The organism is Photobacterium sp. CCB-ST2H9, assembly GCF_023151555.2.
Lineage (GTDB): Bacteria > Pseudomonadota > Gammaproteobacteria > Enterobacterales > Vibrionaceae > Photobacterium.
Genome location: NZ_CP100426.1, coordinates 198,486 through 212,814, shown reverse-complemented (window position 1 = coordinate 212,814; position 14,329 = coordinate 198,486). Strand labels below are relative to the sequence as shown.

Sequence of the window (14,329 nt, the reverse complement as noted above, 5' to 3'; positions counted from 1 at the left end):
TGATGTTAGAGATACACCGCTTAAATCAATTTTATGGCGAAAGTCATACCCTGTGGGATCTGAATCTGTCTGTTCCTGAAGGTCAGTGCACGGTCCTGATGGGTCGCAATGGCGTGGGAAAGACCACCCTGCTGCAATGCATTATGGGGCTGAACAAAATCCAGAGCGGACAGATCACCTTCCACGGAAAAGCACTGCTGCCCCTGCCTGTTGAGGCTCGTCCCAGGCTGGGTATCGGCTATGTCCCGCAGGGACGACAAATCTTTCCCCTGCTGACAGTGGAAGAAAACCTGCAAATCGGCCTGCCTGTCCGGCCCCGCGGCGACCGGAAGATTCCGGACTTTCTTAACGATCTGTTCCCGGTCCTGAAAGAGATGCGGCATCGCCGGGGCGGTGACCTGTCCGGCGGCCAACAGCAACAGCTGGCGATCGCCCGTGCGCTGGTGCTCGATCCGAAACTCCTGCTGCTGGATGAACCCACAGAAGGCATCCAGCCCAATATTGTTCAGGAGATAGGCGACATTATTCGCAAGCTGAACCACGAGTTGGGTCTGACTGTGCTATTAGTTGAACAGAAACTCCCCTTTGCGCGCAAAACCGCAGACCGCTTCTGCCTGCTCGATCGCGGACGAAACGTCGCCAGCGGCGCGATGGACAGCCTGAGTGACACACAGATCAAGGAGTACCTCACCGTATGACCGCCAGCACTCACCTATCGGAGGCCAATCTGACGAGGACAGCAATATTGTCAGAAAACCAATCGGGCTGGCAGGCAGAGATCCGCCTCGGCTTTGCGGATCGGGGCGATAAGACCGTCCTCAGGGAACGCAGTCAGAAAGGGCCGCTTGCGGTGCAGCGCCCCCTCTATCCCGAAGGCCCGGTTTGCCATACCTATCTGCTTCACCCGCCGGGCGGCGTCGTGGGCGGTGATCAGCTCACCATCCAGGCTCAGGTCAGCGAACGGGCGCACGCGCTGGTGACCACCCCCGGTGCAACCAAATTTTACCGCTCAGCCGGACAGTATGCCCGCCAGCATCAGGTACTCCGTGTCGCGCCGGACGCCGTGCTGGAATGGCTGCCGCAGGAAAACATTCATTTTCCCGGAGCACAGGTCAGATTCAGCACCGATATTCACATTGCACCGGGCGGACGCTTTATCGGCTGGGAGATGCACTGTTTTGGGCGGCCTGCACTGAATGAGTGCTTCAATGTGGGGCATGTCTTTGGAAATTGCCGGGTTTTTCTTGGTGAAACCTTAATGCTTGCAGAAGGAATTAACCTCGAGACGCAAAGCGCCGATCCTGCCAGAGCCGCCAGTCTGCGGGATTTCGCCATGAATGCCACCTTGCTGATAGCCGGAGATACCGAAGGTTTGCTCACCGTGGTACAGGATTTGCTAAATCAACAGAAACTGGCCGGGAATCAAAGCAATACCATCGCAGGCGTGACGGAAATCGACGGCCTGATCGCCGTCCGTGCACTGGCGCAGGGCACAGAGCCGCTGTTCCAACTGTTCACCCGGATCTGGCAGCACACCCGTGCGCACTGGTATGGCACCTGGCCGCTGCCGCCCCGAATCTGGGCCACTTAATGGAATCAAGGACATCGAATGGAACTGACACCCAGAGAAAAAGATAAGTTACTGATATTCACTGCGGGACTGCTGGCAGAACGCCGTAAAGCCAAAGGGCTGAAGCTGAATTACCCTGAAGCAGTTGCACTCATCAGTGCCGCCATCCTGGAAGGCGCCCGTGAAGGCCAAACCGTGGCCGAACTGATGGATTACGGACGCACCATTCTGACCCAGGACGATGTCATGGACGGTGTCGCCGCCATGATCCACGACGTGCAGGTCGAAGCCACGTTTCCGGACGGCACCAAGCTGGTCACCGTTCACGAGCCGATTGTTTAAGCCACATTTTCTCAGGACTATTTTCAGGACAGGCACCATCATGACGAAGGACAGACACCCAACGACAACACCTCTGATCCCCGGTGAACTCCGGACTGCAGCAGGTGAAATCACCCTCAATGCCGGGCGGGAAACCTGCACCATCAGCGTCGCCAATCTCGGCGATCGTCCGGTACAAATCGGCTCGCACTACCATTTTTACGAAGCAAATGAATCCCTGCAGTTTGATCGGGAAACAGCCCAGGGATTTCGTCTCAATATCGCCGCCGGAACAGCTGTACGCTTTGAACCGGGTCAGCGCCGCACTGTAGAGCTGGTTGCTTTTGCCGGTGATCGCAAAGTGTTTGGTTTTCAGGGCAAAGTCATGGGTGAGCTGGATACTGCCACGTCCGTTGAAGTGTTCAATAAACCGCAGGGAGAGAACTGAATATGGCAAGGATGTCCCGACAAGCTTACGGGGAGATGTTCGGCCCGACAACAGGTGACAAACTGCGGCTCGCAGATACTGAACTGTGGCTGGAAGTCGAAAAAGACTTCACCGTTTACGGTGATGAAGTGAAATTTGGCGGGGGTAAGGTGATCCGTGACGGCATGGGCCAGAGCCAGCGCCCGTCCTCGCAGACTCCGGATCTGGTGATCACCAATGCCGTGATTCTCGACTACTGGGGAATCGTCAAAGCCGATATCGCCGTCAAACATGGCCGGATTCAGGCCATCGGCAAAGCCGGAAACCCGGATATTCAGCCCAATGTCGATATCATCATCGGCCCCGGCACAGAAATCATTGCCGGTGAAGGCCAGATCCTGACGGCCGGGGGCATAGATGCGCATATTCACTTCATCTGCCCCCAGCAAATTGAAGAAGCGCTGATGTCCGGCATCACGACCATGATTGGCGGCGGAACCGGCCCTGCAACCGGCACCAATGCGACCACCTGTACCCCGGGTCCGTGGAACATCCACCGGATGCTGGAATCTCTGGACAGCTTTCCCATGAATTTTGGCCTGCTGGGCAAAGGAAACGGCAGTCTGCCGGAAGCACTACACGAACAGGTCGCCGCAGGCGCAATCGGTCTCAAACTGCACGAAGACTGGGGCACCACACCTGCATCCATCGACTGCTGTCTGAACGTGGCTGAACAAACCGATGTCCAGGTCGCGATTCATACCGATACCCTGAATGAGTCCGGCTTTGTGGAATCCACGCTGGCTGCAATCGGCGATCGTGTCATTCACACCTACCACACCGAAGGGGCCGGCGGTGGTCATGCGCCCGATATCATCCGTGCGGCCGGGATTGCCAACGTGCTGCCTTCCTCAACGAATCCGACCCGGCCTTACACCATCAACACCGTAGATGAGCACCTCGACATGCTGATGGTGTGTCATCATCTCAATCCGTCGATTGCGGAAGATGTCGCCTTTGCGGAGTCCCGTATCCGCCGGGAAACCATTGCAGCCGAAGATATCCTGCATGATCTGGGCGCCTTTTCGATGATTTCTTCCGACTCTCAAGCCATGGGGCGTGTGGGCGAAGTGATCACCCGCACCTGGCAGACCGCCCATAAGATGAAAGTCCAGCGCGGCAGCCTGCAAGAAGATCCCGCGCAGCATGATAACTTTCGCCTGAAACGCTACATTGCCAAATACACCATCAACCCAGCCATTACGCATGGCATCAGCCATGAAGTCGGCTCGGTGGAAGTCGGCAAGCTAGCGGATCTCGTGCTCTGGAAACCGGCATTCTTCGGCATCAAGCCAAGCGCCATTCTCAAAGGCGGAATGATTGCCGCCGCACCAATGGGCGATCCCAACGCCTCCATCCCGACACCACAGCCCGTGCATTACCGCCCGATGTTCGGCAGCTTCGGCAAAGCCAGCCAGCAGACGTCCATGCTGTTCCTGTCTCAGCAAGCCTATAAAGAAGGCGTCGCACATTCACTGGGGCTGCAAAGCAAGATTGGCGTGGTCAAAGGCTGCCGCACCCTCCGTAAAGCAGACATGAAACTCAACGACTGGCTGCCGAAAATTGAGGTCGATTCCCAGACGTATCAGGTCCGCGCTGATGGCGAATTACTGGTGTGTGAACCCGCCACCGAATTACCGATGGCACAACGCTATTTCTTATTCTGACTCCTCTTCCTCTGATAAACATTGCAGGATGCAACCATGATTGAATTAACCCGCTTCATCCCGGCTGCTGAACGGCCGGACAGCCACTTTGATGTGACGCTGAGTCTGCCGATAGATGCCCGGATTAAAAGCCGTCTGAAAGTCACGCTGGATGATGGCCGAGACGCCGGACTCTTCCTGCCCCGCGGCTACATTCTCCGGGACGGTGATTTGCTTACCAATGACAACGGGATTGCGGTGACTGTCCTCGCAGCGCCGGAGTCGGTCTCGACCGTGTACTGCGCCGACCCTCACCTGCTGGCACGCCTGTGTTACCACTTGGGCAACCGGCATGTTCCGCTGCAAATCCAGCCGGGCTGGCTGCGGTATCAGCATGATCATGTGCTGGATGACATGGTTCATGGCCTTGGCGGCACCGTCACGGTAGAACAGGCACCGTTTGAGCCGGAATCCGGTGCTTATGGCGGCCAGCACGGTGGCCACAGCCATCATCACCACCCTGAACACGAACACTAAATTGCGCAGCCCGCAGCACCTTGTTCAACACCACCCAAATCAGAAAAGGAACTTCACATGAGCCAGCTTTCAAATCAGCACCGTCTTGTCATTTTTACTCTTGGCGCCTTAGTGGCAGCCCCCGCTTTCGCCCATGTCGGCCACGGTCAGGAAACCGGTGCCATCGTTGATTCTTTCATGGCGGGCGTGACACATCCCCTCACCGGGTTGGATCATCTCGCCATGCTGCTCGGGATCGGTTTCATTTCGGCTCAAACGCCGGGACTGAAGAAACAGCTTTCCCTGATCGTCAGCGCGCTGCTGAGTATTCTTCTTGGCCTGTCATTCGGCGCCCTGACCGGGGCTTTTACCGGGATGGAGAGCCTGATTCTGGGGTCAGTGTTTGTGGCCGCCGCCGCACTGGGATTCAAAGCTTCCGGACGCAGCCATCTGGCAACCGTCGGTGCAATCCTCTCGGTGGTGATGTTACTGGCGCACGGCTGGGCGCATGGGGTTGAAGCACCGGCATCCGCGTTATTGGCTTTCGCACCGGGAATGCTGGTCAGCGCCACCGGTCTGCTCATCACCGGCCACCTGATCGGTCGTGCAGTCCCGGCACGCTGGCTGAGCCCGGTCCTGGCATTCAGTGGCGTGATGCTGGCACTGGCTTCGTGAAGATGCACGATCCAACGGCCGAGTTCCGGCTTTTTCAGCTCATCAGCCCTTCCCTGCCGATTGGCGCTTTTACTTATTCGCAAGGGCTGGAGTGGGCAGTTGAACGCGGCTGGGTCTCTGACAAAACCTCGCTGGGGGACTGGCTGAAAGACATGCTCAATCAAAGTCTGGTGACACTCGAACTCCCCGTGCTCAGGCGACTTTATCGGGCCTGGAAATCGGAGGACCTGCCGGAAGTCGCCCGCTGGAATCAATGGTTGTATGCCAGCCGGGAAACCAGAGAACTGAGACTGGAAGAAAAACAGCGAGGAAAGGCAACGGCCACCCTGCTGCAACAACTGGACATTCCGTTGCCAACGCATGCGGGACTGGTGGAAGACAATCAGCTTTCCGGCTTTGCACTGGCAGCCACACACTGGGGCATTGAGATAGACGCCCTCTGCCGGGGATATCTGTGGAGCTGGCTGGAAAATACCACCATGGCAGGCGTCAAACTGATTCCGCTCGGCCAGACTGCCGGTCAGCAACTGTTGCTCGATCTCGCGACGGTGCTGACCGATGCTGTTGCCCGATCCGCCCTGATTCCAGATGACGCCGTCTGCAGCTTTGCACCAGCGCAGGCGATTGCTTCCAGTCAGCATGAAACCCAATACACACGCTTATTCCGTTCCTGAGGAGACAAGAACATGGATTACAAACAACCTTTGCGCATTGGTATCGGCGGCCCGGTCGGTTCAGGTAAAACCGCACTGCTGGAGGTCCTGTGTAAGGCGATTCGAGATACCTATAACATTGCGGTCGTCACCAATGACATTTACACCCAGGAAGATGCAAAAATCCTGACCCGGGCCGAAGCGCTGGATGCCGACCGTATTCTAGGCGTTGAGACCGGCGGCTGCCCCCATACAGCCATTCGTGAAGATGCCTCGATGAATCTGGCCGCGGTAGAAGAACTGGCCAAAAGACACAAAAATCTGGACGTGGTTTTTGTCGAAAGCGGCGGTGACAACCTGAGTGCCACCTTCAGCCCGGAGCTGGCCGATCTGACTATCTACGTCATTGATGTGGCCGAGGGTGAAAAAATTCCCAGAAAGGGCGGCCCGGGGATCACCCGTTCAGATCTGCTGGTGATCAACAAAATTGACCTTGCCCCTTATGTCGGCGCATCGCTTGAAGTCATGGAAGCAGACACACAGCGGATGCGTCCGAATAAGCCCTATGTATTTACCAATCTGAAAGAAAAACAGGGGCTGGAAACGATTATTGAATTTATTGAAACCGCAGGCATGTTGAAGCAGGCAAATGAACCTGATGCCCGGGTTTCCTGAGGAAAGTTCGGGGACAGGCCGTTTGCAATGCGGTCTGTCCCCTTTGATTGACTATCGTTTTCTCACTTAAGCCGTCTGCCCCTTCTGACGGATAAACGGCACCAGTGAAGTAAACAACATCCCGACAAGCACCGTCACCATGCCCAGCACCTGCACGGGGGCCGGGAACTGTCCCAGTGCCATGCCAATCAGCAAAGTACAAACAGGAACCAGGTTAAACGCCAGTGTGGTTTTCTCCGGCCCCAGACACAGATTCCCGTGAAGCCAGCTGTAGTAAGCCATCACCGTCCCTGCCACCGCCATATACACCAGCAACAAGCCGGACTGAATATTTAACTGCATCACCTGTGACACCACATCTTCTCTGAGCCAGGCAAATACGCCTATCATCAGCGCGCCTGAGGTGATCGTCCATCGTGTCAGTTGCCCCGCCGGAACTTCCGGCAGCCATCGCTTCACCAGTACGGTAAATAAACAGCCCGACAGACATGAGATGGCAATGAAACTATCCCCTGCGGATAACACGACACCCAGAACCTGCCCCTTAGTCACAACCAGATACACACCGATAAAGCCAATGAGTAATCCAAACCACTGCCAGTTTCGGATACGACTGCCAAAAACCAACCGAGACAGAATTAATCCGACAGCCGGGGTTGCCCCCATAATCAGTGCGCCATTCAACGCACTCGTCATCGTCAGGCCAATAAACATGGCTGAATTAAAAATGAAAACGCCAATCCCTCCCAGAATAATGAGTTTGAGCTGCTGACTGAACGTCAGAACCGACTCCGGCTTTTTCCGGAAGGCACGCAACAATAAAAGAATGACCGCGGCCAGCAGAAAACGAAAAGCTGCGGCACTGAGCGGCGTCGGGGAATGATTCAGCCCGGTGATCGCATGAAAATTACTGCCCCACAGAAAGACAGCTGAAAACACCATCAGCCAGGCAAAAGTTTGAGATTGCATCTGTATTTATCCACATCAGTTCAGGGTTGGCGTAGATTATCGATTTCACATATGGTAGTTAATGGTGATTATTCGGAAGTTTAATCCCATATATGAGAAGTAATTATTCCCTGGATGACATGCGGCTGTTCGTCAAAGCCGCTGCCTGTCAGAGCCTGACTCAGGCGGCCGAGATCACAGGCATTCCGCTGGCAACACTCAGCCGCAGGATCAAAAACCTTGAAACTCAGCTCCAGTGCCGCTTGCTGAACCGCAGCGCGCACTATTTCTCGCTGACCAAAGAAGGCAAAACTTATTTTTCGCTCTGTCAGCCCCTGATCCATGAACTGGAACAGGCACAGGTTCAGACAGACCATCAGAAACAAAGGTTAACCGGTAAAATTCGCATCACAGCGCCAGTCAACATGACACAGGAATGGCTCAAACGCTGTTTTTACGACTTTATGAAGCGTTACCCTGAAGTCCAGCTGGAACTGGTCCTCAGCAATGAGCTCGAAAATCTGGTGATGAAAGAATTTGATGTAGCCTTCAGAGCTGGTGAACTGGCAGATAGTGAATGGATTGCGAAGAAGCTGTGGCAAACCCCTTTTGTGCTTTGTGCGTCGCAAATGTATTTAAGTCAGCACGATCCCATTCTGCATCCTCGGCAATTAAGCAGCCACAGGCTGATCGCGGCCGGTCATACTCCCTCGTGGTTGATGACGAACGGCAAAAGCGGTGAACGCTTCAACCTGCCGCTTGAAGAAACAGCCCTGACCGTGAACGACATCCATGTTGCCCGCGACGCAGCAGCAGAAGGTCTGGGCATCACCTGGATGCCCGCTTACTACTTCGAAACCGATGCGTTAACCCGGGCAGGTCTGACCCGCCTGTTACCGGACTGGGCTGGTGAAGCAAAGTCGATTTGGATGATGTACCGGGACCGGACCATGCTGTCGGCAAGAATGAAGGCGTTCATTGAACATGTGCAGTATCTGGAGGTGCCGCCCGCTTTCAGAACAAGCCGTTGAAATGATGTTTCAGGCAAGCCGCCCCTGGCTCATCGTTCAGGAATCAGGGGCGATTTTTCACGTAGGAGAGGCCGAGACTACTCTTTCTCTTCTTCGTCACTGAACTCTTCACTGGCTTTCTGCCAGGCTTCACTCAGGCTGTCGTAAGCGCCTGAAAAACCTTCTTTGACATGTTCCCATGCCCCGGCAGAACTGCTTTTCATGCTGCCATACCATTCGGCAAGCTTCACACGCTGTTCCTGCATCAGTTTCAGGCTGTTGCGCGCTTTTTCCCGGGCCGCCTGATCCATATTGTCCCAGTCTTTATCAATTTTGGCCTGAAGCTCCTCAATATGCGCGTCCAGCGTGTCCAGACCGTCTTTGGTCGCCTTCATGGCTTCATCTTTCTGCTCAATCGAATAGTCTTTCAGCGACGTCAGCAATTGCTGGGTTTCCTGGCTGATTTCTTCGGCAGACGTGGTTGTTTTTTCTTTCTCTTGCTCAGCGGCACTCACTGAGACCGGAGCCAATCCCAGGAACAAGAAGAATGCAGCGACAGAAGCGTAACGTTGAATCATACGGGCTTTCATATTTCCTCCAAGCCTTATGTCATCAGTAAAAGTCTGATCGAATGAACCAGGTCGATCAATCAAACTCTGTTCAGATTGTGTCAATCATGTGTTTTCTGGCGAATCGCAATGATTGTTCCATACTTTATAGCATTGGTTTCAACAATGAAAAACAATCAGTTATGGAAGAGAATAATACAACATTACTGAACCTTCGTCCGATAGAGCTCACCGACTACAAAGAGCTGGCGACACTCATGGATCTGGTCTTTCCGGATGTCGGGGGTGCCTGGCCCAAGTCCACCATTCAGCAACTCATCAAACAGTTTCCTGACGGGCAAATCTGTATTGAAGACAAAGGCAGGCTGATTGCCGCCGCCCTGACAATCAAAGTCAGTTATAACCGCTATTCACTCAATCATACGTACCTCGATATTGTGGATGCCAACGATGTGGCCTGCCACAACCCCAATGGTGATGCTTTATACGGACTGGATGTGTTTGTGCACCCGGATTACCGGGGACTGAGATTAGGACGTCGTTTATATGAAGCCCGGAAAGAACTGTGCAGGGCCAATAACCTGAAAGCAATTCTGGCGGGCGGCCGCATTCCCGGATACCACAAATATTCAGATGATATGCCCGTTTCTGAATATATTGAGAAAGTAAAACGGCGGGAAATTCACGATCCCATCCTCTCTTTTCAGCTGGCGAATGATTTTGATGTCAAACGTCTGATGAACCGTTATCTTCCGGAAGATGCCAAGTCCAGAGGCTATGCAACGTTGCTGGAGTGGGACAATATCTTCTACGAAGAAGATATCTCCGTGCATCAGACGGAAAAAACACTGATCCGCCTGGGGATTGTGCAGTGGCACATGCGTCGGGTCGTTTCGGTCGACGACCTGATGAATCAGGCTGAATTTTTTGTGTCTTCGCTGTCGAAATACCAATCGGATTTCGCCCTGTTCCCGGAGTTTTTTAATGCACCGCTCATGGGACTGGCTAGAGACAAAGATTCTGTCGAGGCCATTCGTTTCCTCAGTCAGTTTTCGGATGAAATTCGACACCGGTTTTCACAACTGGCTGTCACCTATAACATCAACATCATTGCAGGCAGTATGCCCTGTCTGAAAAACGACAAGCTCTACAACATCTCCTATCTGCTGCACCGGGACGGAGATATTGATGAGCAGTATAAAATCCATATTACTCCGCATGAAGTCAGAGACTGGGTGATTGACGGGGGCGATAAAGTCAAAGTCTTTGAAACTGATGCCGGACGGATCGGAATCCTGATTTGCTACGACGTAGAGTTCCCTGAACTGGGCCGGCTTCTGGCGGATCAGGGTGTACAGATTCTGTTCGTTCCCTTTTGGACGGATACCAAAAACGGTTATCTGCGCGTGCGAATCTGCGGTCAGGCCAGAGCGATCGAAAACGAGTGTTACGTGGCGCTGGGCGGTAGTGTGGGTAACCTGCCCCGGGTCGACAATGTCGACATCCAGTATGCACAGTCAGCAGTATTTTCCCCTTCTGACGTCTATTTCCCCCACGATGCCATCATCACGGAAGCCGATGCGAACACTGAGATGATTATCTTCGCAGATGTTGATCTGTCCAAGCTAAAACTATTGCATAACGAAGGCTCTGTCACTAACCTAAAGCACCGTCGGCTTGATCTGTACAAAATGAAAAAGCCCAAAAAACGAAAAAAAATAAGTAACAATCACTGAGACTTATCACAGGAAGTGACGATGCAACGTACATTTTGTCAGGCAGCGCTCATGCTGGGAGCGCTGGCTGCATTTTCGGCTTCAGCAAAGCAAGCAGTCCAGCCTGGATTCTCAGGCAATGTCAGTCTCCACCTCACCTGGATGCAAAATGACTCTAACCTGAGCACAGAACAGCCCTCCGTGCTGAACTCACTGAATGATTCGGGTACGCAAGAAGAAAAGACACTCCCTTTGCCCATGTGGGATCTGCAATTGGGCTTGTCTCCTGCCACCGCCCTCTACTTCAAGACCGCGCTGGGCGGTATGGCCAGCAGTTTCTACCTGCAGGCTGGCGTCAATTATTACCTGAATGATGGTTCCAGCATCGGACTGGGTGTCATTCCGGGTTTTCTGGAGAACGAAGTCTGGGAAGATCCATTCCTGACCGCTTCTCCCCGAACTGAAACCGACCGGACGATTCGGGGAGGCGTGTTCGAGTACAACCATATCGGCGGCAGCAATGTGTCGTTTGAGTTTGCAGGCGGAAAACGCCGGGTCGAGAACGAGCAAAGCGGATCGGCGTATGATGCTGCCACGCAGGAAGCATTAAAGCGCGAGGGAGATCTGTATTACACCGCACTCAGTCAGAGCATTGATTTCAACCGCGGGTTCGGCATTGACTGGAAATTGCATTACATCAAAGACAAAGCTGAAGGCCAAGCTGTCGCGAACAATCGCTATGGTGTTGAACTGTCTGCCAAACATCGTTTTCAACGTTTTATCTTTATGCTGGGTGCCAGTACCGCCAAAGTGGATTATGAAGACACGCATCCGATCTTTGCCAAAACCCGGGAAGATAATCGCTATGGTCTGTCAGCAGCCATGATCTATCTGGCTCCCTTCCAGTGGCGGAATGCCAGTATCATCGCCAGGGCCGGGGTTGATGAACAGTCTTCAAATATCGACTTTTACGACGAAACCCAAACCCTCTACACCCTCGGAATGGCTTACCGATTCTGAAACGATTGGGGGGATATCCCCCCTGCATCCCGCTTGCATCAGACTATTGAGAAAACCATCCTGCTATGGTTGCTTTCGTTTTTACCCAACGCAGCTTATCGCTGATGTCATTGAGTGTGGTCAGTTCATTTTGATAGGCCAAAGCAACCGGCCGGCGCTGACCATTCACTTCCAACACCAGCGAGGGAAAACCTGAGACACCCAGTGCTGCGGTCAGCGCGAGCTGCTGTTCCAGTAATGCCTGGACAACTTCACTGGTCAGGTCCTGAGCAAACTTGGCGGTATTTAATCCCAGTTCTTCCGCAAGCTGCTCATGCGTGTCCACATCGGAAGGATTCATAGCCCGGAGATAATAGGCTTTTTGAATCGCCTCAGTCATGGCTTCCCCCTGCCCTTGCAGCTCAGCCGCGATCACCGCCCGGCAAGCCGGATAGGTCGAACGCCGGGGCCGACAATGCGTCCAGAAGTCATGGTTAAATGGAGTACCCAGTTGCCCTTCGATCCGGCGCCAGGTGTGTTGCAGCATCTGCTGCATCTCTTCCGGCATGGGCTGATCACTGTCTGGTGCCAGTCCGCCCAATACAAACCTCACCTCAATATGCTGTGGTAATTGCGCCCTCAGTCGCTGGAGGGCAGGCCGATAACCCCAGCACCAGCTGCACATGGGATCGTGCACGTAGTAGAGAATTGCATCCACAGAATATCTCCTGGTTTTCGTGATGAATATTTATAAACGATCATTCTAAATATTCTGTATTGGAAAACCAGCACCGAATCCGGTTTCCTTCTCCAGCTCCGTTTTATCGCTGCAACTGACGTAATTTTACGGACTGATGTGCATATAAGGTTGCCGCTTCCTGCTCAGACACCGGCAGCTTAAACTGAGTCGTCAGTAAATGGTGCAGCATGGTGCCGTCACTGATACTAACTTCTTTGTCATCGCGGGTTACATCATCGTATTCAAAAAAGGTCAGGTTACGAATCAGGTAGCGGCGTCCTTCCAGAATGCGTGACACCACCAGATGATTCACAAATGCGGCATCCGGGGCCTGGTGACTGTAAAAATGACTGATATTACAGTCTGATTCCAGGTATTCAGCAAAGTCAAAGCGATACAGAATCTGAGTTTCCTCACCGCTTTTGGCAAGGACCATCAGGCCACCCCGGCCATCCCGTTCCAGATAGTAGTCATAGCGCACACCCGGCTGAGCCTCGTATTCATCCAGCGAAATGATCCGGCGCGGCGTCATCACCCCAAACCCGCCATCAATCAGATACTGACCGTCGTTCAGCGTCAGCAAAGTCAGACGGTGTGAACGGCCATTCTCAGGATTTCCATTCAGCATCACCCGGCCAATCAGCGGCCGGACATCAAACCCCAGCTGTTTCAGGGTCAGGTAAATCAGTTTGTTGTGCTCGAAGCAATAACCGCCACGGCGTTCTGTCACAAGTCGTTCAAATAACGCTTCAGGTTCCAGGCTGAGCTCCCGGCCCAGAATGACATTGGTGCTGGAGAACGGATACCGTGCCAGATGAGCTGACTGCAACGACTGTACCCACGCCAGGGTATGTTGCGGTGAGGGCAGATCCAGGGTCTTCAGGTACTGATGAACTAATTTTTCCATTGCTTTGCTCCATAATCCGAAGTTCATGGCGCCACGATAAAACCTCAACTTAGCTTGAGGTCAATCGTTTATTTAATTATTTATCAAAATGTTCGAAAGCGGAGACAAAGCCCCGCCCTCTGAATGACTCCGCTTTACAAAAACATACCGCCGGATGCTTCAATACGTTGCGCTGTGACCCAGCCATTTTCCTCTGCAACCAGCGTAGCAATCATCCCGCCAATATCATCTGGCAGTCCCACTCTGCCCAGAGCCGTCTGTGCCGCCAGATAATCATTGACCTCACTAACATCACGAACCGTTCCCCCGCCAAAATCAGTCTCAATGGCTCCCGGAGCAACAACATTCACGCGAATCCCCCGGGAACCCAGTTCTTTGGCCAGATAGCGGGTATAGACTTCAATTGCACCTTTCATCGCTGAATAGGCACCGTAGCCCGGAATACAAAACCGCGTCAGACCGGTTGAAATATTCACGACCCGGCTGCCGTCTTTGAGCAGAGGCACGAGAGCCTGCGTCAGAAAAAAGACCCCTTTCAGATGAATATTGAATAACTGATCAAACTGAGCTTCGGTCGTTTCCATCAATGAAGCATGAATGCCAATTCCGGCATTATTCACCAGAATATCGAAGCTATCACGCTGCCAGTGCTGATTCAGGGTTCCTTTCACCTGCTCAGCAAAGTCAGGGAAATCCAGACTGCGTTCCACATCCAGCTGCAGTGCGACGGCATTACGACCCAGTGCCTGGATTTCGCTGACGACAGATGCAGCCTCACTCTCCTTGTTCCGGTAAGTCAGAATGATATCGATCCCCTTTCGCGCCATCGCTAACGCCGTATTTTTTCCCAGCCCCCGACTGCCGCCTGTGATGATTGCGATACGTTGTGCCATCTTTCC

17 protein-coding genes are annotated in these 14,329 nt (G+C 53.4%); 12 read left to right on the top strand and 5 right to left on the bottom strand.

The window, feature by feature from the left end:
• The first annotated feature begins 2 nt into the window (after window positions 1–2).
• Genes urtE through ureG form a run of 9 tightly spaced genes read left to right on the top strand, consistent with a single transcriptional unit; the run spans window position 3 to window position 6,543 of the window.
• Window positions 3–698, top strand: a complete 696-nt coding sequence (gene urtE, locus L4174_RS17525) for an urea ABC transporter ATP-binding subunit UrtE (protein ID WP_248143342.1) — start codon at window positions 3–5, stop codon at window positions 696–698.
• Between the two features lie 47 nt (window positions 699–745).
• Window positions 746–1,591 carry an urease accessory protein UreD gene (locus tag L4174_RS17520; protein WP_248142623.1) on the top strand — a complete coding sequence of 282 codons (846 nt, stop codon included), beginning with the start codon at window positions 746–748 and terminating at the stop codon, window positions 1,589–1,591.
• Between the two features lie 18 nt (window positions 1,592–1,609).
• On the top strand, window positions 1,610–1,912 hold the full coding sequence (ureA, locus tag L4174_RS17515; RefSeq protein ID WP_248142624.1) for an urease subunit gamma: 303 nt from the start codon (window positions 1,610–1,612) through the stop codon (window positions 1,910–1,912).
• Window positions 1,913–1,952: 40 nt separating this feature from the next.
• Complete coding sequence (locus L4174_RS17510) at window positions 1,953–2,339, top strand: urease subunit beta (protein ID WP_248142625.1); 387 nt, start codon at window positions 1,953–1,955, stop codon at window positions 2,337–2,339.
• Between the two features lie 2 nt (window positions 2,340–2,341).
• Window positions 2,342–4,045 (top strand): urease subunit alpha, encoded by a 1,704-nt coding sequence (gene ureC / locus L4174_RS17505; protein ID WP_248142626.1) that lies wholly within the window; start codon window positions 2,342–2,344, stop codon window positions 4,043–4,045.
• Between the two features lie 36 nt (window positions 4,046–4,081).
• On the top strand, window positions 4,082–4,561 hold the full coding sequence (gene ureE / locus L4174_RS17500; protein WP_248142627.1) for an urease accessory protein UreE: 480 nt from the start codon (window positions 4,082–4,084) through the stop codon (window positions 4,559–4,561).
• A 57-nt stretch (window positions 4,562–4,618) separates the two neighbouring features.
• A complete protein-coding gene (locus L4174_RS17495) occupies window positions 4,619–5,215 on the top strand; it encodes a HupE/UreJ family protein (protein WP_248142628.1) in 597 nt (198 codons plus the stop codon).
• Window positions 5,216–5,217: 2 nt separating this feature from the next.
• Complete coding sequence (locus L4174_RS17490) at window positions 5,218–5,889, top strand: urease accessory protein UreF (RefSeq protein ID WP_248142629.1); 672 nt, start codon at window positions 5,218–5,220, stop codon at window positions 5,887–5,889.
• A gap of 12 nt (window positions 5,890–5,901) precedes the next feature.
• Complete coding sequence (gene ureG, locus L4174_RS17485; protein WP_248142630.1) at window positions 5,902–6,543, top strand: urease accessory protein UreG; 642 nt, start codon at window positions 5,902–5,904, stop codon at window positions 6,541–6,543.
• A gap of 66 nt (window positions 6,544–6,609) precedes the next feature.
• On the opposite strand, the gene L4174_RS17480 is transcribed toward ureG, so the two are convergent.
• Window positions 6,610–7,512 (bottom strand): DMT family transporter, encoded by a 903-nt coding sequence (locus tag L4174_RS17480; protein WP_248142631.1) that lies wholly within the window; start codon window positions 7,510–7,512, stop codon window positions 6,610–6,612.
• Between the two features lie 92 nt (window positions 7,513–7,604).
• Between L4174_RS17480 and L4174_RS17475 the strand changes: the two genes are divergently transcribed.
• Window positions 7,605–8,522, top strand: coding sequence for a LysR family transcriptional regulator (locus L4174_RS17475; protein ID WP_248142632.1), 918 nt, complete (start codon window positions 7,605–7,607; stop codon window positions 8,520–8,522).
• Window positions 8,523–8,599: 77 nt separating this feature from the next.
• Here L4174_RS17475 and L4174_RS17470 read toward each other — a convergent pair whose 3' ends face one another.
• On the bottom strand, window positions 8,600–9,091 hold the full coding sequence (locus L4174_RS17470) for a hypothetical protein (RefSeq protein ID WP_248142633.1): 492 nt from the start codon (window positions 9,089–9,091) through the stop codon (window positions 8,600–8,602).
• Between the two features lie 161 nt (window positions 9,092–9,252).
• Between L4174_RS17470 and L4174_RS17465 the strand changes: the two genes are divergently transcribed.
• Entirely contained in the window at window positions 9,253–10,806 is a 1,554-nt protein-coding gene (locus L4174_RS17465; RefSeq protein ID WP_248142634.1) for a bifunctional GNAT family N-acetyltransferase/carbon-nitrogen hydrolase family protein, read from the top strand.
• Between the two features lie 21 nt (window positions 10,807–10,827).
• Window positions 10,828–11,805, top strand: a complete 978-nt coding sequence (locus tag L4174_RS17460; protein ID WP_248142635.1) for a DUF2860 family protein — start codon at window positions 10,828–10,830, stop codon at window positions 11,803–11,805.
• Between the two features lie 43 nt (window positions 11,806–11,848).
• On the opposite strand, the gene L4174_RS17455 is transcribed toward L4174_RS17460, so the two are convergent.
• The 3 genes from L4174_RS17455 to L4174_RS17445 all read right to left on the bottom strand — a co-directional run bounded on the left by L4174_RS17455 (window position 11,849) and on the right by L4174_RS17445 (window position 14,323).
• Window positions 11,849–12,502, bottom strand: a complete 654-nt coding sequence (locus L4174_RS17455) for a DsbA family protein (protein WP_248142636.1) — start codon at window positions 12,500–12,502, stop codon at window positions 11,849–11,851.
• A gap of 103 nt (window positions 12,503–12,605) precedes the next feature.
• Entirely contained in the window at window positions 12,606–13,430 is an 825-nt protein-coding gene (locus L4174_RS17450; RefSeq protein ID WP_248142637.1) for an arylamine N-acetyltransferase, read from the bottom strand.
• 134 nt (window positions 13,431–13,564) lie between these two features.
• The gene (locus L4174_RS17445) at window positions 13,565–14,323 is read right to left on the bottom strand and encodes an SDR family NAD(P)-dependent oxidoreductase (RefSeq protein WP_248142638.1); all 759 of its coding nucleotides are present in this window, start codon (window positions 14,321–14,323) and stop codon (window positions 13,565–13,567) included.
• Between the last annotated feature and the right edge of the window lie 6 nt (window positions 14,324–14,329).